Origin of the sequence: Paenibacillus sp. FSL L8-0340 (assembly GCF_038593145.1) — a bacterium.
GTDB lineage: Bacteria > Bacillota > Bacilli > Paenibacillales > Paenibacillaceae > Paenibacillus_AQ.
Genome location: NZ_CP151967.1, coordinates 2,580,769 through 2,600,458 on the forward strand (window position 1 = coordinate 2,580,769; position 19,690 = coordinate 2,600,458).

17 protein-coding genes are annotated in these 19,690 nt (G+C 50.7%); 13 read left to right on the forward strand and 4 right to left on the reverse strand.

The window, feature by feature from the left end; translation table 11 throughout:
• Positions 1 to 97: 97 nt before the first annotated feature.
• Positions 98 to 1,063 carry a zinc dependent phospholipase C family protein gene (locus tag NST07_RS11370; RefSeq protein WP_341378129.1) on the reverse strand — a complete coding sequence of 322 codons (966 nt, stop codon included), beginning with the start codon at positions 1,061 to 1,063 and terminating at the stop codon, positions 98 to 100.
• A gap of 303 nt (positions 1,064 to 1,366) precedes the next feature.
• Between NST07_RS11370 and NST07_RS11375 the strand changes: the two genes are divergently transcribed.
• Positions 1,367 to 1,774 (forward strand): VOC family protein, encoded by a 408-nt coding sequence (locus NST07_RS11375; protein WP_341091710.1) that lies wholly within the window; start codon positions 1,367 to 1,369, stop codon positions 1,772 to 1,774.
• Between the two features lie 507 nt (positions 1,775 to 2,281).
• A complete protein-coding gene (locus NST07_RS11380) occupies positions 2,282 to 4,072 on the forward strand; it encodes a methyl-accepting chemotaxis protein (protein WP_342481591.1) in 1,791 nt (596 codons plus the stop codon).
• Here NST07_RS11380 and NST07_RS11385 read toward each other — a convergent pair.
• Complete coding sequence (locus tag NST07_RS11385) at positions 4,052 to 4,945, reverse strand: NAD-dependent epimerase/dehydratase family protein (RefSeq protein WP_342481592.1); 894 nt, start codon at positions 4,943 to 4,945, stop codon at positions 4,052 to 4,054. The two genes, NST07_RS11380 and NST07_RS11385, sit on opposite strands and share 21 nt — an antisense overlap.
• A gap of 49 nt (positions 4,946 to 4,994) precedes the next feature.
• Complete coding sequence (locus NST07_RS11390) at positions 4,995 to 5,732, reverse strand: sigma-70 family RNA polymerase sigma factor (protein ID WP_341097620.1); 738 nt, start codon at positions 5,730 to 5,732, stop codon at positions 4,995 to 4,997.
• 185 nt (positions 5,733 to 5,917) lie between these two features.
• On the opposite strand from NST07_RS11390, the gene NST07_RS11395 reads away from it, so the two are divergent.
• From NST07_RS11395 to NST07_RS11445, 11 genes are all read left to right on the forward strand, one after another.
• The gene (locus NST07_RS11395; protein ID WP_038589409.1) at positions 5,918 to 6,499 is read left to right on the forward strand and encodes an ATP-dependent Clp protease proteolytic subunit; all 582 of its coding nucleotides are present in this window, start codon (positions 5,918 to 5,920) and stop codon (positions 6,497 to 6,499) included.
• A gap of 19 nt (positions 6,500 to 6,518) precedes the next feature.
• The gene (locus tag NST07_RS11400) at positions 6,519 to 6,725 is read left to right on the forward strand and encodes a hypothetical protein (protein WP_341091715.1); all 207 of its coding nucleotides are present in this window, start codon (positions 6,519 to 6,521) and stop codon (positions 6,723 to 6,725) included.
• Positions 6,726 to 6,919: 194 nt separating this feature from the next.
• Positions 6,920 to 8,620 carry an AraC family transcriptional regulator gene (locus NST07_RS11405; RefSeq protein WP_342481593.1) on the forward strand — a complete coding sequence of 567 codons (1,701 nt, stop codon included), beginning with the start codon at positions 6,920 to 6,922 and terminating at the stop codon, positions 8,618 to 8,620.
• 76 nt (positions 8,621 to 8,696) lie between these two features.
• Positions 8,697 to 9,710: an ABC transporter substrate-binding protein gene (locus NST07_RS11410; RefSeq protein WP_342481594.1), complete on the forward strand. Its 1,014-nt coding sequence runs from the start codon at positions 8,697 to 8,699 to the stop codon at positions 9,708 to 9,710.
• A gap of 29 nt (positions 9,711 to 9,739) precedes the next feature.
• Positions 9,740 to 10,747 (forward strand): iron ABC transporter permease, encoded by a 1,008-nt coding sequence (locus tag NST07_RS11415; protein WP_342481595.1) that lies wholly within the window; start codon positions 9,740 to 9,742, stop codon positions 10,745 to 10,747.
• A 59-nt stretch (positions 10,748 to 10,806) separates the two neighbouring features.
• Positions 10,807 to 11,787: an iron ABC transporter permease gene (locus NST07_RS11420; RefSeq protein ID WP_342481941.1), complete on the forward strand. Its 981-nt coding sequence runs from the start codon at positions 10,807 to 10,809 to the stop codon at positions 11,785 to 11,787.
• Between the two features lie 24 nt (positions 11,788 to 11,811).
• Complete coding sequence (locus NST07_RS11425) at positions 11,812 to 12,573, forward strand: alpha/beta hydrolase-fold protein (RefSeq protein WP_341091722.1); 762 nt, start codon at positions 11,812 to 11,814, stop codon at positions 12,571 to 12,573.
• Between the two features lie 167 nt (positions 12,574 to 12,740).
• Positions 12,741 to 13,142 carry a DUF5808 domain-containing protein gene (locus NST07_RS11430; protein ID WP_342481596.1) on the forward strand — a complete coding sequence of 134 codons (402 nt, stop codon included), beginning with the start codon at positions 12,741 to 12,743 and terminating at the stop codon, positions 13,140 to 13,142.
• 531 nt (positions 13,143 to 13,673) lie between these two features.
• Complete coding sequence (locus NST07_RS11435; RefSeq protein ID WP_341091724.1) at positions 13,674 to 14,873, forward strand: saccharopine dehydrogenase family protein; 1,200 nt, start codon at positions 13,674 to 13,676, stop codon at positions 14,871 to 14,873.
• Positions 14,874 to 14,884: 11 nt separating this feature from the next.
• Positions 14,885 to 16,030, forward strand: coding sequence for a carboxynorspermidine decarboxylase (gene nspC, locus NST07_RS11440; protein WP_341091725.1), 1,146 nt, complete (start codon positions 14,885 to 14,887; stop codon positions 16,028 to 16,030).
• A gap of 285 nt (positions 16,031 to 16,315) precedes the next feature.
• On the forward strand, positions 16,316 to 17,299 hold the full coding sequence (locus NST07_RS11445) for a phosphotransferase (protein ID WP_342481597.1): 984 nt from the start codon (positions 16,316 to 16,318) through the stop codon (positions 17,297 to 17,299).
• Positions 17,300 to 17,880: 581 nt separating this feature from the next.
• Here NST07_RS11445 and NST07_RS11450 read toward each other — a convergent pair.
• Positions 17,881 to 19,497 carry a stalk domain-containing protein gene (locus NST07_RS11450; RefSeq protein ID WP_342481598.1) on the reverse strand — a complete coding sequence of 539 codons (1,617 nt, stop codon included), beginning with the start codon at positions 19,495 to 19,497 and terminating at the stop codon, positions 17,881 to 17,883.
• Positions 19,498 to 19,690 lie beyond the last annotated feature (193 nt).

The window sequence follows — 19,690 nt, forward strand, 5'->3', positions numbered from 1 at the left end:
GCCAAGAAAAATAGGCCAACCCGAAGTTTCTGGCTGACCTAAATAATACGAAATGAGCCACTTTCGGAGCTCCACCCTTGAATTAATACAAATGTCTTTACGAGCTAATGCCGGAATCCCAGATCGGCTCGGCGAACTGATTCTTGAGATTGCTGCTGCAATCCTTGCCGGTATCATAAGACCGGTTGCCGAGCACCCGCTTGAACTGTTCCAGCGCGCGGGCTGCTTCTGCAGGCACCTTGCTGTTCAGCCAGTCGGCCAAGGCCTGCAGCACACTCCGCCCTTCCGCCAGCGCCTGTTCCCAGAGCTCCCAGACACTTTCCGTCCGGACCTCGGAGTACAGCGCGGAATGCCGCCATTCGGCATGCTTTTCATTTAAATAATCCAGCTGCTCGTCTCTTGGGGAAAGCGGCTGGTAGAAATGATGGCGCGCTTTTCCTCTTAGCAGCGACTTCTTCCAGCCTTTGGGATCATATAAGCATTTATGGGCCAGAATCATGTCCAGGTACGCCTCCTGCCAGATCTCATCCGGGAGGCCCTTTGTTTCGGGATACCAGGCCGCTGCGGTTTCATGAAGGAGAGTGTGAACGGTATGGGGGAGCCGCGAGCCGACGTGAATTTTTTTCCAAGCTGCAATCCGCCAGGTATCGATTTGCTTCAGCCGTTGCATGAATACGGTATCGAGGACGATCTCAAACCGCTGATGGTTGCGGTGCTTGTAGCCCGCTTTCCAGTTAATGTAGGGATGAAGATTGCGGTCCAGCAGATGATGTGTCAGAAATCCAAGGAAGTATTGCTGTGTTTCTGCAAGGTCAGGAGGAGGGAGGCTCCGGATTTTTTGCCAGAGCTCCAGCAGCACCGGACCGCAGTGTACAGAGTGCATAAGGTCGCCCAGCCGGAGGGCTCCGGTATCTTTTTTCCACGGCAGAAAGCTGTGGTATAGAAGCAAATCAGGTCCTTGGCAGCCAAGCTGGTACAATTCAGGCCGCTCCTTCAGCCCGCCCAGAAAAGGAAACTGATCCGCAAATTGTTCCGCCAGCACCTGCCCATACTCTAAATGCATCCAAATATTAGGCATCGCTCCACCCCTTTTACGCTTAGATAGCTCCATCTTAAACTCTTCATGTTAACAGAGATTGCATTCTGCTTCTTTGGATTGTAATCCTTGGGGTAGCCTTTGCAGATGCGTTTAAACTTGCGCTTAATTCTAAGGTACTCTTGTATAGCACTAATATCAACTCTGCAAAGTGTGGCAATTGTGCAAACGCGCTGGAGTCCGGGGATATCGCAACTAGAGGCATCCTCCGGTAATTCATGTTATAATCGAACGGACTACACTCAATTAATTACCGAGGTGATGAGAAGAATGGGATTTCAGGCAGGCCAGCTTTTTGTTAATTTGCCGGTGGACAATCTGCAGAATTCGATTAACTTTTTTACCGCTTTAGGTTTTGAGTTCAACCCCCAGTATACCGATGAGAACGCAACCTGTATGATCATCAACGGCAACACCTTTGCGATGCTGCTGGTCAAGGAGTTTTTCAACACCTTCACCTCCAAAAAAATCATCGACACATCCGGTCAGACAGAGGTAATCCTGGCCATCTCTGCCTCCAGCAAAACCGAGGTGGACGAGCTGGTGCAGAAGGCGCTGGCCGCAGGCGGGAAGCCTTTTAACAATCCGGTTGATCACGGCTTTATGTACAACTGGAGCTTTCAGGATATTGACGGGCATCTGTGGGAAGTCATGTATATGGAAGAAAACGCCGGGTAAGCGGGCGAATCAGAATATGTAATGGATCAAGAACAAGCTTCCGGAGAATTCCGGGGGCTTGTTTTGCTTTTATGGGTTTGAACAGCAGTACTCGGACCCCAGCGCCTTTATTTTGTCAAAAAAAGCTTTATATCTGACGTTGCGGACTCCAGAGACCTTATTTGCCCAAAAAAACTCTCAACTAGGATGATTTAGCTAAATAGGGTCATTCAGGTCCGGATAGAAACTTTGGCGGCTCTTTGGGAAGAGATAACGCCTATGAGGTCCGTAAGCAGTTTTAATAGCTGGGACGATGGCGGATGTTCAGCGGATATGGGATATGGGGGTTTTTGGGCACGGTGCAGGTTTTGTTAACATTTTCGCAACAGATTCTTTACGATCCGCATACAAAACTGTGGAGAGTAATTAATATCCAGCTCCTACAATGAGTGTATTAGTAAAATATACCTATAGTAGGCGTGATACGAAGGGATGATACGCTTGAAAAGAAGCTTGCTGCACCTATCTATGAAATGGAAGTTGATTCTGGTATTCTCTGCGATAACTTTCATCTTCCTGGGGGTGGCTCTGTACCAGGGACACAAGATTAATCAGGTGGAGCTCTCCATGGAACGGCAGAAGACGGAGATGGAAAAACGAATCACCGTTCAAACGATCACGCAGCTATTGCAGGAATTGGACGGTCTGGAAAAATCGCTGGCCGAGTCCAGTGATGTGGAGCTTGCCGGGTCTTTTAAGGACAAGCAGCAGCAGCTCACCGATGAGATTGCCAATATGGATTTTGAACAGGAGACGCCGGCGTCAGCAGAACTGCAGCTGCTCCGGACCCAGGCCGGGGAATATGCCGGGTTATTCGGGGAACTGGTTAAGACGATGGAGGATGAGAGCCTTGACCCGCTGACGGTGCTGGAACAAATCGACGCCCTGCATATGAAGGCACTGGCTGTCAATCAATCCATGCTGGAGACCAACGGGAAACTGTATGACGCTGCTGCGGGGAACGCCGAGAGGGCACAGGATCATTCTTTTGCCCTGCTGGATCAAACGGTATCCATTGTGCTTTACGCCGCAGGTGGAGTTTTCCTGTTCACACTGGTGCTGGCCTGGCTGCTGATACGCTCATTCTTGGGACCGGTGCGCAGGCTCCAGGATGCGTTGCGGCAAATTGCCGATGGCGATTTACGGCAGCAGATCAACTCTACTTATAACGATGAACTGGGACGTTTGAGCTATCATTTTGATCATATGGTTACCCGGGTCCGGGAAATGCTGCGGCAGACCCTGTCCGTTGCTTCTTCCCTGGCGGATTATTCGCATTCCTTCCAGCAATCCTCATCCATTACCGCGGATACCAATCAGGATATTGTCAGAACGATACAGGAAATTTCCGTGGGCGCGGATCAGCAAGCCGTTCAGTCCGAGCAAAGTGCAGTCTTGCTGCAAGAGCTGGAACGGGAAGTGGATGAGATTACGGATCATACCGATGCCATGCTCACGACAAGTGAAACGGCCAATCACAATACCCGCAGAGGGTCTGAGACGGTTACCGCACTGCAGCAGATTTCCCGGCATTCCCGTGATTCCATCGGCAGAGTGTATCAAGCGCTGGAGAAGCTGGTGGAGCAATCCCAGGATATTACCCGGATCACGAATTCCATTACCGAAATTTCCAAGCAGACAAATATCCTCTCGCTGAATGCTGCGATTGAGGCTGCGCGGGCCGGAGCTTCCGGCAAGGGGTTTGCCGTTATTGCGGACGAAGTCCGGCATTTATCGGTCCAGACCAAAGATTCCTCCATACATATCAGCGAGATCATTCATGAGCTTCAGAACAGTATGACCGACTTTCAGGGCTACATGCTGGAGACAAAAAAAAGCCTCGAGCAGCAGGAGCACCAGGTAGCGGAAACCCTTGCATCTTTCGAGGCGATTGACGGATCGATTACCGGAATCAGCAGACAAATTGGACAAATTCATCATAAGGTGGAGCTGACCCGGAAGATTAATTCCCGGCTTGCCGTATCCATTCACTCTGTAGCATCCGTAGCCGAGCAGACAGCTGCGGGTGTTCAGGAGGTCAATGCTTCCAGCACGCAGCAGGACAAGGCGATCCGCGATATTGCCCGGCAGGCGGTGGAAATTAATGAAATTTCGCAGCAGCTGTTCACGGAAATTAATATTTTCAAAATAGAAGAGGAGACCGGGAATGTCCCGCCATCCGGTCAGCTGCTGGTATTGGAAGAACACTGGAATGAACTCAACGAACCAACGGAAAAATTACTCGCGATTGCCGAATGAAGCATTAAGCTGGGTCACCAGCTCCGGAAACCAGTCACTGAGTGCAAGGAATGGAAAGCCCGCCGAGCGGGCTTTTGTTGTATCCATATGCCAGGACTCGGTAATGCCGAAGGGTGACATATCCTCATCCGCAGTTTCGGCCTCAATCACCGCCTGCTTACCCGTGGCTGCTTCAATGATGGAGAGAATCTCCCCAATGGTAAGAGTACCGTCCGAGCATGCATTTACCGGTCCGGTCAGTTGGGAGAAGCCAAGCCAATACAAGAAGTCCGCAGCCTCATCCGAACGGATGAAGGAGATGGCAGCCTGGGTGTTCGGGATACCCATCGGCCGGCCTTCGCGGACATGCTCGATGTGAAAATGCAGCCTCCGCGTATAATCATCCGTGCCCAGAACCATGGGAATGCGCACGGCAGCCACGGGGAATGCGTCCTGCTTCAGCAAAACCGTTTCGGCCAGTCTTTTGCCCTCCTGATAGTTGAAGTCCTCCTTCGCACCTAATCGCAAGGGGTATACTTCAGGGTCGAAGTCAGCTTCGGTCAAAGCTTCCGGCCTTGGATCATAGACCGACAAGCTTGAGGTAAGGATGTACCGTTTAGCGGTGCCGGCAAAAATACGGCCTGCAGCATCAGCCTCATCCGGTGAAAAGCAGATATTATCATAGACCACATCCCAAGGGGTATCCCCGACGGCTACGGCAAGCGCTTTGGCGTCCGTACGGTCCACATTCAGCCTGGAGACCTGTTCCCCGAAGCTGTCTTCCGCCCGGCCTCTGGTTAGAATCGTTACCTTGCTGTCTCCCTCCCGGAGCAGCCGTTCCACCAGCCGCTTGCCAAAAAACCGGGTTCCCCCAAGCACAAGTATGTTCCTCATTCAATACACTCCTTTAAATTGAAATAGCTGATCCGCCTGAGGCTTTGGGTTAGGCGGCCATCCGCAGCCCGGGATGAGTGCTGCTGCTAGCAGTTGAACGGCTGCTGCTGGCAAAGTGCAGCGCCTGCACGGTACCTGTGCTTACAGCCATCGTAAGTTCCGCTGATTGTTCATGGCGGAGAAGCTCCAGCATGACAGGGATTTGACCCTGCTCATAAGCATCGGCCAGTGCCGACAAGAGCTGCCGGTAATCGGCGTCCAGCGGAACCGCAGGCCCGCCGTCCGCCGACAGATCCTCTCTAACGGCTGCGAGTGCCTGCCGTGCCCGGTGCAGCGCCGATTTCACCGCGCCTTCGGTTGTTTCCAATTGTTCCGCCGTTTCACCCGCAGAATAGCCCAGCACATCCCGCATCAGAAAGGCCGTCCGCTGCAGCGGAGACAGATGTTTCATTAGGGCCTGAAAAGCCATTTCAATTTCGGAAATCGTTCCGCCGGTTAATGGTTCTGCCTGTGAATGCCCGCGCTCCAGTGCGCGGCTCAGAGAAGCCCGCCGCCGGGCAGCATCAATCCATGTATTTTTGGCGATCCGCAGCAGCAGGGCTTCGGGATTCGGATTGGCCGGAAATTTTCCGTATCCCAGCGCCTTGGCCCAGGTCTCCTGAGCCAAATCCTCGGCTTCAATGCTGGACCGGGTAAGTGTCAGGCAATAGCGGTTCAGGACTGCTCCAAGCGACTGCAGACTTTTCTCACCGGTATGGTTAACGGTATTGTACTCTTCAAGGGTCATCACGCTTACGCATCTCCTTCTGGCTATCCCATTTAATTTGTTCCCTCTATTATATAAACGAATAGCTCATCATAAAAGATACGCATCTTCCGTAAATTTAAAATTCTGTATGTCCCGTATCCTTTGCCCGTCATGATCCGTTTACAGGGTATAAAGTTAAGGCACATTACAGGAGGTATATAAGAATGAGTATTATTCCCTATGTAATTGAACAAACGAGCAGGGGCGAGCGATCTTACGACATTTATTCCCGGCTGCTGAAAGACCGGATTGTATTCGTGGGTGCGGCCATTGACGACCAGCTGGCTAACAGCATCATTGCCCAGCTGCTGTTTCTGGCGGCGGATGAGCCGGATAAGGATATTCAGATGTTTATTAACAGCCCGGGCGGCTCAACTACTGCAGGGTTCGGAATTTATGATACGATGCAGGTAATCAAACCGCAGATAAATACGATTTGTACCGGTTTTGCAGCTTCTTTCGCTTCGCTGCTGCTGCTCTCCGGGGCTACAGGCAAACGGTTCGCCCTGCCGAACAGCGAGATTATGATCCACCAGCCGCATGGCGGCGCACAAGGGCAGGCTAGTGATATCGCAATCAGTGCCAAGCGTATTCTGCAGATCCGGGAGAAGGTTGTGCGGATCACTGCGGAGCGCACCGGACAACCGGTGGAGAAGGTAGAAAAGGATATGGACCGGGATTATTTCCTGTCGTCCGAAGAGGCGCTGGAATACGGGATTATTGACAAAATCATTACCAAACTTTAAGCGAATGGAGCGGATGGGTATGCTGGTAGCATTGCAAGGGCAAGAGGTCACGGTTAATTTTCTGGATGGTTCCACTGTCAGAGGCGGTGTTCTGGAAGAGATCGACGAGAGGTTCGTGAAATACCGTACGGAATATCAGGTACTGTACATTCCGATCAGCTCTATCCGTGCCGTAGCCGTGGAAACGAAGGAGCGGGAGCGTCCCCGCGTCGGATTCGGGCAGTAAGACCGGAATGTTCCGCTGTAACTGGAATCCCCCAAGCCCCAACAAGGGGTTCGGGGATTTTTTTGTATCTTTTGCATCTAATAAAGTATTCTCGTCATTGGCATTGAGAACGATTATCAATTATACTTGTTTGTAATAGAGGAATATAAAATGTTCTGTAATGGTGGTGTTCTGTAACAATGGACCTAAAAGTAATGGAACCAGAAGTAACTTCTCCCGCTGAAAAGGATGCTGAGACTCTGCCGGACTGGGATCAGCTGTCCTTCAGACTGTTGTCGGTTCAGGCACTGAGGGGAGACGGGGAGGTCCGGCTGCCCCAGCAGCTGAATTTCTGTTATGCGCTGATTCTGGTGGCAGGCGGAGCAGTCCGGATTCATGTGGATCACCGCCAGGTGGAGCTGTCAGCAGGTTCAGTCTGTCTATGCCTGCCGGAGCAAACGGTCGGAACGGCCAAACCGGCCGCCAGCCTGGATATGTATATTTTTTATTTTGAAGTCTATCATTACGGCAAGCCGGAGAACGTTCGTGGCCATGCAATCCATGACGTACTTCTGTTTCCGCCGGATATCGTACTGCAGCACTTTCCAGCTAAGCATATCTCTTCGGTCTATAGTGAAGTTTTCCGGTTATCCGGGTCAGGACAACAGAACATTAGCTTTCGCGCGCAGATAGATTTTCAGGAGCTGCTATATGTGATTCGTATAAGTTGCCGGCAGAAACCCAGAGATACGGGAAGGGCATTGGAGCAGGCCAAGCAATACATAGAGCATCACTTTACGGGGCCGCTGACGACCCAGGAGCTGGCGCAAGCCGCCGGGCTCAGCCCCAAGTATTTTGTGGACCTGTTTAAGCGGAAATACGGCAAAAGTGCAGTGGAATACGCCGCCGAACTGCGGCTGCAGCAGGCGAAACGACTGATGGCGGAGAGTGGACTGAAGCTGAGGGATATCGCCCACCGGGTGGGGTATGCCGATGAGTTCTATTTTAGCAGGAAATTTAAAAAGATGATCGGCGTGCCGCCTGCAGTCTATATGAAAAGCCGTCACCGGAAGCTGGTTGCTTATTCTCCGGCCGTGCTGGGACAATTGCTGCCGCTGAACCTGACACCCTACGCGGCGGCGCTGCATCCGAAATGGACGGAATATTATTATCTGAATTACCGCGGGGATATTCCCGTGCATATCAGCGCATACCGTAACAACCAGGAATGGCAGGCTAACATTGACCTGCTGAGCCAGCATCCGGCTGACCTGATCATCGCCCGGGATGAGCTGAAGGAGCAGGAGAAAACCGCGCTGGAGAAGATAGCTCCAGTCTATTATAGTCATGGCGGCAGCAGTGATTGGCGTGGACAGTTTCAGCAACTGGCGCAGGTTCTGGGCGAGAGCTGGCAAGGAGAGCAGTGGCTGTCAGCGTATGACCGTGAGGTGCGCAACGCCAAAGAACTTCTGCACAAAGCGATGGGCGATGAATCTGTTGCTGTGATCCGGATGCTTGGCAGCAAGCTGTATTTGCACTGCAATTACGGCATGCTGGATATGCTCTACCGGGAGCTGGAATTAAAGCCGGCCTATAAGTCCGGCGAGGATATTTATAACGTGCCAATTACATTGGAAGAGCTTGCGGCTCTGCCGGCAGATCATTTGTTCATGCTGATCCGCAGAGAGAACGATACACTAGGCGAGTGGCAGAAGTTGCAGAATCATCCGTTGTGGTTAAAGCTTTCTGCGGTTCAGAGACACCGGGTGCATCATATGAGCTCCGATCCCTGGCGTGAGCATTCCGCTTATGCGCAGCTGCGGATGCTCCGGCAGACGCTGCAGCTGCTTTGCAGCCAATCGTCCATAAATATTCCGCCTTTTGTCCATGGTACGGCAGTAAACCCTTCGTTATAATCGAAAATGATAATCATTATCACTAGTTGTGATATAGATTGGACATTTTACAGAGTGGAAGGGGTTTTATAGAAAGATGAAAAGATCATTTGGGATAGCAGGACTGATAGCATTATTGGTATTGGTACTTACAGCGTGCGGAGGCAACGGCAACAATACGCCGGCAAATGGGGCCGCAAATGCTGCGGAAACCGCAACAACAGCTCCGGCTGCAACGGCAGAAGCCTCCCCGGCAGCAGCTGAAGCAGGCACGCGCACGATTGAATATTTAGGGGAGCAATATACGGTACCCGCATCAGCAGAACGGATTGTTATTACCGGAGCTATGGAAGCCATGGAGGATGCGCTGGTGCTGGACGTGCATCCAGTCGGCGCGATTACGTTCAGCGGTGAATTTCCGGAACGCTTCGCTGCCATTACGGACAAGGCTGAATCGATCGGGGAGAAAACCGAACCGAACTTCGAGACCATCCTGAAGCTGAAGCCGGATGTGATCCTCGGGACTACGAAGTTCAAACCTGAAGTTGTAGAGCAATTGAAAAAAATCGCTCCGCTTATTCAAGTCTCGCATATCGCCAGGAACTGGGAAGCCAACCTGAATCTGATGGCAGAGCTGACTGGCAAGCAGGAGCAGGCTGCGGCGGAAATCGCCAAATATCAGGCAGCGCTGGAAAGTGCAAAAGCAGAGCTTGGTGCGAAGTTGAAGGATCAGAAGGTAGTGGCAGTACGTATCCGTGCGGGACAAATGTTTATTTTCCCTGCGGCCGTGTTTGTTAACCCTATCTTGTATAACGATCTTGGCCTGAGTGTTCCGGCAGAGGTAGAAGCGGCGAAAGCACAGGAAGGCATTTCGGTCGAGCAGCTGGCGTCAATGAATCCGGATATCCTGTTTATCCAATTTGCTGCCGATGAGAATGCCGAGACTGCAACAGCGCTGGAAGACCTGCAGAGCAACCCGATTATCCAAAAAATCAATGCGATGAAAAATAAAAAGACCTTCGTTAATGTAATTGATCCGTTGTCCGAAGGCGGACCGGCATGGAGCCGCATACACTTCCTGCAGGCTGCAGTGGAGCAGCTGAACAAGTAATCTGAGATTGTACAAAAGAGTGGGATGATATGAAATTATCTGCCGGACTAAAAACGACCTCCCTGCTGGTGCTGGGGGTCGTCCTCATTATACTCGTCGGTGTCTTGTCGGTGCTCTACGGCACTAAATCCATCAGCTATGGCACGGTATGGAATGCGCTGTTTCATCTGGACGGGAACAATATTGATCATCTGATTATCCGCACCTCGCGGATTCCGCGGGTGGCCGGGGCGCTGCTGATCGGCGCGTTCCTGGCCGTATCCGGGGCCTTAATGCAGGGGATGACGCGGAATTATCTGGCCTCCCCTTCAATTATGGGGATTAGCGACGGGTCTGTACTTGCCATTACGATGTGTATGGTGTTCCTGCCCGGCGCTTCATCCATGACGATGATTCTCTATTCACTGGCAGGCTCGATGCTGGGAGCGGCTTTGGTCTTCGGTACAGCCAAGCTGCTGCCCGGCGGGGCCTCGCCCTTGTCACTGGCCGTCCTGGGTACTATTATCGGCACCTTTCTTGGAGGGGTGTCGCAGGCGCTCGCTACCTATTTTCAAATTTCGCAAAATATCAGCTTCTGGTACAACGCCCGGCTGCATATGATGGACCCGGCGTTAATCAAGCTGGCAATTCCGTTTGCCGTGGCCGGCTTGGCTCTGGGTCTGATGATGGCCCGCTCCGTGACAATGCTCTCGCTTGGGGATGAGACCGCTGCAGGCCTCGGCCTTAAGGTCACAGTGGTAAAAGGCTTGACGATGCTGAGTGTCGTCATTTTGACGGGGATCTCAGTAGCCATTGCCGGGAAAATAGCCTTTGTCGGCCTCATAATCCCGCATATCACGCGTTATCTGATCGGTCAGGACTACCGCAAGATCATTCCTTTTTCCGCTTTTTTGGGCGCCCTGTTCCTGGCTGTATGCGATCTTATCAGCAGGTTCGTGAATTTTCCGTTTGAAACGCCGATCGGTGTAGTCACCGCTTTGTTCGGGGTTCCCTTTTTCCTCTATTTAATCAAGACGAGAGGGGGCGGCCAGACTTGAGCAAGTCCTCTCTTTCACCGAAACCAAAGCGGCGTGCTTTCTGGTCGTTGTTTCTGATCATGTGTGCACTCACGTTGTGCTTCATGTACATCAGCCTAACCAACGGGACCTTCGACCTTTCAGCGAAGGATGTGTTCCGTACTTTACTGCGGATTAATCCCGCCAAAGATCATGACCTCGTTATCTTTGATTTTCGTCTGCCGCGCATTGTGCTTGGCGCACTTGTCGGATTCGGGCTGGGAATCGCCGGGGCCGTACTGCAGGGCATTACCCGCAACTCTCTTGCGGATCCCGGAATTCTCGGCATTCATGCTGCTGCAGGAGCTTTTGTCGTATTGTACATGTTCTTTGCGGCAGGGACGATGAAGACCCCGGACTGGTTTGCGGTCCTGTCCATGCCGATGTTCGGCTTTGTGGGCGGGCTGGTTGCCGTCGTTCTGCTCTATATCTTCGCCAGGCAGAACGGTGAGTTTAATCCGCAGCAGCTGATTCTTGTGGGCATCGCGCTTGCATCCGGCTTTGGGGCAATTACCCTGTTTGTCTCACTCAAAATGGACCCGCAAAACTTTGAGATGGCCGCCGTCTGGCTGGCTGGCAGCGTGTACAGCGCGAATTGGAGACAGGTGCTTTCGACCCTGCCCTGGCTGGTCATATTAATTCCAGTGATCTGGAGACGCGCAGCTGTTCTTGATTTAATGCAGCTGCATGAAGTGAGTGTAAAGGGATTAGGTGTCGCTGTAGGCAGAGAACGGCAGATCCTGCTGCTCTGCTGTGTCGGTCTGGTCAGCGCCTGTGTCTCCGTGTCCGGCAGCATCGGGTTTGTTGGCCTGATCGCACCGCATATCGCCAGAAGACTGATCGGCAACAGCTATAAGTACATCGTCCCGTTATGCGGCATGATTGGGATGCTGATGGTGGTTATCAGCGATTTTATCGGCAAAACGGTGTTCGCTCCGGCTCAGCTGCCGGTAGGTATTGTCATCTCTATCATCGGTGTGCCGTATTTCATTTTTCTTTTGTTCAAGACACGCACGAAATAGGTGCGCTTGTAGGAGGTTAATATCATGGAAGGAACCTATAGACAGGAAGAGATTGGCGGCCGCAGGCTGACCCTCTATACTCCGATGTCCTATGGGGAAGAGGGCAGAAGGTTTCCGGTTGTCTATCTGCAGGATAATGGCGAAGTGATGGAGCATTCGCTGAATTACCTGGAGCATTTGTTTATAACCAAAGAACTGCCGGAACTGATTTTTGTCGGTATTACCCCGCGTGACCGGAATCATGAATATACACCATGGCCGTCACCGGCCCTGATGCCGGGCAGACCGGATTTTGGCGGTGGCGGTGGAGAGTATTTGGAGGAACTTGTCGGGAGGATCAAGCCGTATGTAGACAACAGCTATCATACTTTGCCAGGACCAGAGCATACGGGGCTGCTTGGCTGCTCCTTCGGCGGACTGATCTCGCTTTATGGATCTTACCTTTATCCCGATGTGTTTGGCAGGATCGGGCTGATTTCCGCATCATTCTGGTATGAAGGTATCGTGAATTACATACAGGGACAGAGCAGGACGATGCCGGAACAGCGGATCTACATGTATGTTGGAGAGCTGGAGGGACTGTACAAGACAAACTTGCAAAAGCAAATGGTCCCACAGTCGCGCCTCGCGCATAAGCTGCTGCTGGAGCAGGGCTTCAGCGAGGAGGCATTGCGCTTTGAGACCAACCCCATAGGAACACATGACAGTGTGTTTTTCAGCCAGCAGCTTCCGCATGCCCTGCACTGGCTGTTTGGAGCAGAGCATGCCGGGGGCAGCAGAGTCTGATCCTGTGGTGAGTGAATCAATGGCGGGCAATCATATAAGGGAGTCTTCTGAAAACCGCGTGGCGGCTAGAAGAAGACTCTTTTTTTACGAGGATCTGAAGAGAGGATGAAATTGTACCGATACTAGGCATTGTAAATGTACATAATAGGTTAAAGAAACTTGAGGCGGTGGCGCTTGCGGGGGAACAGGAGATTTTATACACGGATGATGATGATGAGTATTGGATGAACGGGACAACCTATAATAACCCTAATGACCGTTCCATTATGGTACCGAAGCGGATTGGAATTGGCACTACGATTAATATAGGGACAAAAACGGGTAAATATATTTATTACGGCCTTTTTGTGTTTGTGGCGGAAGTAATCATCGGGACCGGATGGATCAGTGTCCAGGCAGAGTTCTCTACACCTGTAATGAAGATCGGCGACAGCGGAACTGTTAAGATTCAATTTCCGATGTACAATTACAGCTTTGCACTAGAGGATGTTCTTGAACTGAAGCTGGTGGATCAATTGCCGGAAGGCGCAGAAGGACTAACGGCATTGGAACGGACAAAGTGGTTATAGGAAACTTTAAGCTGGATCAATTTGGCAAAAGCAAGCTATACCTCTATAAACAATCTCCTCCGTACATTGTAATCAGATTGCCTGACCTCTATGTGGTGTATAACCATAAGGAGGCATCCGAGACCCGGCAGATTTTTGCGGAGCTGCAAGGGAGGTAAGGAAATTCATTGATTTTAAAATAAATCGTATGAAGCAGACCCCTGCTGTGATACAATAGTCCGGTTGGCCTTGTATACGGCGATCCGTTCAATATAGCTTCTGCTTCTTTAGTGCAATGAACAGAAGAAGCCGAGAAAAACAGAGCATTCTCATGTATTGCTATGAATTACAGAGTATTAATAAGGAAACCCGTAGATTTTACAGAAAAGGCATCAGTTTTTGTCGTTTTTTATTGATTTATTCAAATGTATTCTGTATAATCAGCCTTGTTGATTTTTCATATGGAATAGCCCATGCTTCTGAAGCAAGTTTTGTATAAAGCTATTCTTCTGAAGCAACGCTGACAAAACTTTTTTTGGGAGGTTGTTAATTTTGGGAAAAGCGTTAATTATTGGCGCTGGCGGCGTAGCAAGTGTTGTTGTGCATAAATGCTGTCAGAACCCGGATGTATTTGAAGAGATCTGTATCGCGAGCAGAACCCTTGCGAAATGTGATGCTCTGAAAGATAAATTGGCCGGAGGCCAGACGAAGATTTCTACTGCTCAGCTCGATGCAGATAACACGGACGAGGTCATCCAATTGATCAAGAGCTTCCAGCCGGATGTCGTTATTAATGTCGCTCTCCCATATCAGGACCTGACCATTATGGATGCTTGTCTGGCAACGGGAGTGCATTATGTGGATACTGCCAACTATGAACCACAGGATACTGCTAAATTCGAGTATTCCTGGCAGTGGGCTTACAAAGAAAGATTCGAGAAAGCCGGAATTACCGCGCTGCTCGGCAGTGGCTTTGACCCTGGTGTAACCGGTGTGTTCACGGCTTATGCGCAGAAGCATTATTTTGACGAAATCCATACGATTGATATTGTTGATGCCAACGCGGGCGACCATGGTTATCCGTTTGCCACCAACTTCAATCCTGAAATCAATATCCGCGAAATTACAGCCAACGGGCGTTACTTTGAGAATGGCGAGTGGATTGAAACTGCACCGCTGTCCGAGAAAAAAGTCTACGATCTCCCGGAGATCGGTCCGAAGGATATTTACCTGCTGTATCATGAAGAACTGGAATCCCTGGCTGCCAACATCAAGGGCGTGAAGAAAATCCGTTTCTGGATGACCTTCTCGCAGAACTATCTCACTCACCTGAAGGTGCTTGAGAATGTGGGCATGACTTCCATTGAGCCGATCCTTTATGAAGGCAAAGAAATTATTCCTTTGCAGTTCCTGAAGGCGATTCTGCCTGACCCGGCATCCCTGGGACCAAGAACCAAAGGCAAAACCAACATTGGCTGCATCATTCAAGGCACTAAAGACGGCCAGCCAAAAACTTACTATGTGTACAATGTCTGCGATCATGAGGAATGCTACAGAGAGGTTGGCTCCCAAGCCATTTCCTACACCACCGGCGTTCCAGCAATGATCGGGGCTATGCTGATTATAAAAGGCATCTGGAAGAAACCGGGCGTCTACAACGTAGAAGAATTCGATCCGGATCCATTCATGGATGCACTGAACAAACACGGGCTGCCTTGGCAAGAAGATTTCTCGCCAACGCTGCTGGATTAGGACGTAACGTAATGAAGGATATAGATATCGATATCAGCTCACTGCCGTCACCTGCTTATCTTGTGGATGAACGGCTGCTGAAGAAGAACCTCGAGACTCTGAACTATGTGCAAGAGCGTAGTGGTGCGAAAATTCTGCTCGCGCAAAAAGGCTTCTCCATGCATGCCCTGTACCCGCTTGTCGGACAGTACCTGCATGGCGTGACCTCCAGCTCCTTGTTCGAAGCCCGGCTGGGCTTCGAGGAAATGGGCAAAGAGGTGCATGTCTACGCGCCTGCTTATATGGACCGCGAGTTCGATGAGCTGCTCGGCTATACCGACCACATTGTGTTCAACTCATTTGATCAGTGGAGCCGGTTCAAGGATCGGGTGCAGAATGCTCCGAAGAGAATCAGCTGCGGCATCCGTGTTAATCCGGAATATTCCGAGATTGAAGTGCCACTCTATGATCCGTGCTACAGCTTTTCCCGGATGGGCGTAACTTTGCCGAACTTCCGGCCCGATGAGCTTGAGGGTATTGATGGCCTGCATTTCCATACGATGTGCGAGCAGAACTCCGATACGCTGGAGCGTACGCTTAAGGTCGTGGAAGAGAAATTCGGACAGTACCTGCATGGCATGAAATGGCTGAATTTCGGCGGCGGCCATCATATTACCCGTCCCGATTATGATCTGGAGAAGCTGATCAGCTGCATCCTTCATATGAAGGAAACCTATAATGTCGAGATCTATCTGGAGCCCGGTGAGGCGGTTGCCCTCAATACCGGATACCTGGTGGCTACCGTTCTGGACACGATGCATAACGGAATGGATATTGCCATTCTGGATACTTCGGCCGAATGCCATATGCCGGATGTGCTGGCGATGCCGTACCGTCCGAACATTATCGGCGCCGGAGAGCCGGGCGAACATGCCTATACGTACAGACTCGGAGGCATGACCTGCCTGGCAGGAGATGTGATCGGGGACTATTCATTCCCGGAGCCGCTCAAATACGGCGACAAGCTTGTCTTCCTCGACATGGCGCATTATTCCATGGTGAAGAATCATATGTTCAACGGTGTGAACCTGCCGGCCATTGCTTCGTATAACGAAGAAGAGGGCCTTAAGGTGATCAGAGAGTTTGAATATAGCGACTTCAGCAACAGATTGTCTTAATAATTATAATACCGAGGCGTTCCGCCACCATGTGTTCATGGGTGATGGGGCGCCTTTTTTTGGTTGCAGTTAACGGGGAAGCGGCAGCACGGAATGGTTAAAGCTGTTTTTTCCATTGTTCTTAAGCATAGTACTCGCGTAACATCGAGGAATGAAGCCAGCCAGCTTGAACGTGAAAGGAGTGATCGGCATGAAACGCCGGGCTAATCCATACTATTCCATTGACGGTGAAGAGGAATTGATTACTTAATCCAATTGTGAACTGAAAAGGAGCTGCTGCAACGCATGCTGAAGTTAAAATATTTATTCTCGAATGAAAGTTTGGCGGAGATGCTGCTGGGGAACTGGACATATGATCCGGAGTCGCTGCATTTGTTCCAGTACTATCGAATCTCCTCCAATGCGATATATCCGTTCAGAAGTGCCGGGAACGGGCAATTCCTGCGGTTTGCCCCGCGGTCGGAGAAGCTAATGGAGAACTTGCGGGCGGAGCTGGAGTTCATCTCCTACTTGAAGGACTGCGGATATGGCGTGCTGGAGGCCGTTCCCTCCTTGGAAGGAAAGGAGCTGGCAGAAGCGGAGACTCCCTGGGGAGAGTATTATGCTTCTGTCTTCGAACGTGTACCCGGAGTTCAGCTGCAGGATGCCGGCTTAAGCGATCATGTCATGTTCAAGTATGGCGAGGCCTTGGGCAAGCTGCATCAGCTGTCCAGCACTTATAGCCCTGTACAAACCAAGAGAGGGTCATACCGCGATGTGCTGGACTGGATCGTGGATGTGTTAAAGGTATTTCCGCAGGAAACGGCGGCTGTGGCGGAAGCTCGGCTGCTTGCCGAGTATTTCAGCAAGCTCCCGGTTACAACAGCTAATTACGGGCTGATCCATTATGACTTTGAACTGGACAATGTGTTTTATGATGAAGCTAGTGATACCATCAGCGCGATAGATTTTGATGACTGCATGTATCACTGGTATGCTGTGGATATCGAGCAGTCTCTGGACAGCCTGGTAGGGGAGATTGATCCTGAAGAGTTTGGACTAAAGAAAGAGCGCTTTATGGAAGGGTACCACAGCCAGTTTAGTCTTCCCGATGACGGTCCCTCTATGGCGGCGTGCAGACGGTTCGCCGATTTGTACGGGTATGCCAGAGTTTTGAGGTCCACCGCTGAACAATGGGAGCATGAGCCGGAATGGCTCACGGGACTGAGAGGCCGGCTGCACCATTCCCTGGTGACCAGATCTGCACGGTTTGGAGAGCGGTTAACCTAGGGTGGCAGCGCAATGTGAGCAGTGTGACGTATGTTGACGAATATTGAGGGATGATGACGGATGTTGATGGATGCTAATGAATGTTACTGAATGCTACTAAATGCTACTGAATTCTACTGAATTCTACTGAATTCTATTAAATTCTACTGAATTCTACTGAATGCTACTACCGATTTAGCGGTAAGTAACTTGTTGCTGTCCCGCCGGACAACCCAGAAATTCGTAACGGGAATTGCGCCCGCTAAATAGATGAAACTAGCGGAATCTGAGTAACTAACGGGAATTTCTCCCGCCTTATTTAACCAAATGGCCCGATGCAGTGAAACGGCTCAAATTAGCGGGAGAAATTCCCGCAATGGTCTTACAGAGGGATGGGATACAACAATACCGGGAGCTTTGCCCGTTATTGTTGCTAAGACTGACTGGTGAGCTTAACAGAAGCTTACAGTAGAGGAAATCCTGAATTGATAAACCCCAGGAAAAAGCGGACCTTGCTTCCACGAAAAGTGGAGCGGAGGCCCGCTTTCTGCTTTTGGACTGGCTTTAGATCGGCTAAAAGATAAGGTTGAGACCGTGGAGATCTATTTGTAGGTGATTGCAATCTCCTCTTCCTGCGGCATCCAATTGACTGTTGCGCCAAGCTGTTCGCTGATAAAGCGCAGCGGCAGGTAAATCGTCCCGTATACGACAAACGGCGGGTTTGCAAGAGTTACCGTTTTGTTGTTCACGGTCGTAACCCCTGTAACAGAATTGATGGTGATGGAGATGGCGGGTTTATCACCGGCGGCGCGGGTAATCGTCACTTTTTTATCCACAGTGGTTGTTGTTCCTCCTGCTTTGCCTGAAGGGACACTCTTCGTATCTTCTTTGTAAGAGACATTGGCCCCCATCTTGTCAAACAATGAACGGAGTGGGATAAAATTCTCCCCGCCCCGGGTAATTACACCGTTCGTTAGAGCAACCCGTTCGCCGTTCAAGGATACTGCAATCGGCTTCTGCACGGGAACGGGTATTTTATAGCTGAACTCATACTCACCATACCCCAGCTGTCCGTCTTTGTTGACGCCCCAGCCAAAGAGGGACCCGTCTTTTTTTTGCAAAATTAGATGACGCTCACCTTCCTGAATAGATGTGATATCAGAGGCCAGGAGGGTGAACTTCGCAGCCGCTGGCATGGAGTCGCCTTCAAGGGAGGCAGAGTAAGCATTGCCATCCGAAGTCAGGGCGACGATTGAGCGTTCCATGAAGTAGGCACCGGTCACGTTCTTGATGCCTGTAAAGCACACGGGAACTTTCTGCTCATGATAATTGGTTCCGTCGGACCAGCCCGTTACGGTGGAGCCCCAGAACCACAGGCGTGATTGACCATCGATGGCCAGCATGGTCCGCGAGTTGCCATGAATCGAGCGGATATCTGTCAATCCTGTCATCCGAGAAGCGGATAGAACAGACGGAAACGGCTTTCCGGAATTAGGGGAGTCATAGGACTGTATAGGCCAGGTCCAGAGTGTACCGTCTTTTTTAAGCGCATATTGCTGCGTCAGCTGGAGGATATCGGTCAAATTCTGGATAGGCTCAAAGGTGGACAGCCCATCGCGGGAGGTCCATACAGTGCCATCTTTTTTCAGGAAGTTGATACGTTCCAAGCTTTTGTTTCCATCCCATTCACTATAACCATTTACTGCAGCGACATTATCTATGCCGGGAACAGCTGTAAAGCGGGGAGATTTGTCTTCGTCTGATACTCGGGGAGAGCTGAATACCGCGCCATTTCCATCTATAGCTATGTAGCGGTTCCAAAGCGTAGAAAGTTCTGTTAGACTGGTCAGTTCCTGCACAGGAGTGACTTCCACCGCCAGAGTCTTAGGGTTGGTCTGCCACCGCCACACGGCATTATCCTTTGTGACAGCCAGCCCTCCGGCCTGTAGGCCAAACCCATAGGCGGCTTGTACATCCTTCAGCCCCGGAAGCAGAGTAGGCACCGATTTAGTGTCACCCCATATCCAAAGGCTTCCGTCATTTTTAATCAGGTATTCTGGTCCATAGGACTTAATGCCGGCAGTTGCCTGCACTGTTGCTGCGGCTGTTGTGGCAGTAGTTTCGGCAGTCCCGGCAGTCCCGGCAGCAGATGCATGTATTGAAGCCATTGAAGCGGTTAAGCTCAGCAACAAGCATAAAGTCATCGTCCATTTCTTCACGGAAATCCTCCTCGGTAATTTGCGTAATTGACTTATATAGGAAATAAAACAATCTGTAAGGTTAGACGCAAGGACTGGTTAAAAAGTTTCCTAACCGATCTAATACCTCATGATTGTAAAAATCACGAATTCATCCGTTCACAGAAAGCCCTCCTGTGATACAATAGTTTAGTCTGTTTTTTAATGGAATAAT

Bases quoted from the DNA above. Each gene is read 5' to 3' on its own strand.
- NST07_RS11370 (WP_341378129.1), bottom strand. From the start codon at position 1,063: ATGCATTTAGAGTATGGGCAGGTGCTGGCGGAACAATTTGCGGATCAG.
- NST07_RS11375 (WP_341091710.1), top strand. From the start codon at position 1,367: ATGGGATTTCAGGCAGGCCAGCTTTTTGTTAATTTGCCGGTGGACAAT.
- NST07_RS11380 (WP_342481591.1), top strand. From the start codon at position 2,282: ATGAAATGGAAGTTGATTCTGGTATTCTCTGCGATAACTTTCATCTTC.
- NST07_RS11385 (WP_342481592.1), bottom strand. From the start codon at position 4,945: ATGAGGAACATACTTGTGCTTGGGGGAACCCGGTTTTTTGGCAAGCGG.
- NST07_RS11390 (WP_341097620.1), bottom strand. From the start codon at position 5,732: ATGACCCTTGAAGAGTACAATACCGTTAACCATACCGGTGAGAAAAGT.
- NST07_RS11395 (WP_038589409.1), top strand. From the start codon at position 5,918: ATGAGTATTATTCCCTATGTAATTGAACAAACGAGCAGGGGCGAGCGA.
- NST07_RS11400 (WP_341091715.1), top strand. From the start codon at position 6,519: ATGCTGGTAGCATTGCAAGGGCAAGAGGTCACGGTTAATTTTCTGGAT.
- NST07_RS11405 (WP_342481593.1), top strand. From the start codon at position 6,920: ATGGAACCAGAAGTAACTTCTCCCGCTGAAAAGGATGCTGAGACTCTG.
- NST07_RS11410 (WP_342481594.1), top strand. From the start codon at position 8,697: ATGAAAAGATCATTTGGGATAGCAGGACTGATAGCATTATTGGTATTG.
- NST07_RS11415 (WP_342481595.1), top strand. From the start codon at position 9,740: ATGAAATTATCTGCCGGACTAAAAACGACCTCCCTGCTGGTGCTGGGG.
- NST07_RS11420 (WP_342481941.1), top strand. From the start codon at position 10,807: ATGTGTGCACTCACGTTGTGCTTCATGTACATCAGCCTAACCAACGGG.
- NST07_RS11425 (WP_341091722.1), top strand. From the start codon at position 11,812: ATGGAAGGAACCTATAGACAGGAAGAGATTGGCGGCCGCAGGCTGACC.
- nspC (WP_341091725.1), top strand. From the start codon at position 14,885: ATGAAGGATATAGATATCGATATCAGCTCACTGCCGTCACCTGCTTAT.
- NST07_RS11445 (WP_342481597.1), top strand. From the start codon at position 16,316: ATGCTGAAGTTAAAATATTTATTCTCGAATGAAAGTTTGGCGGAGATG.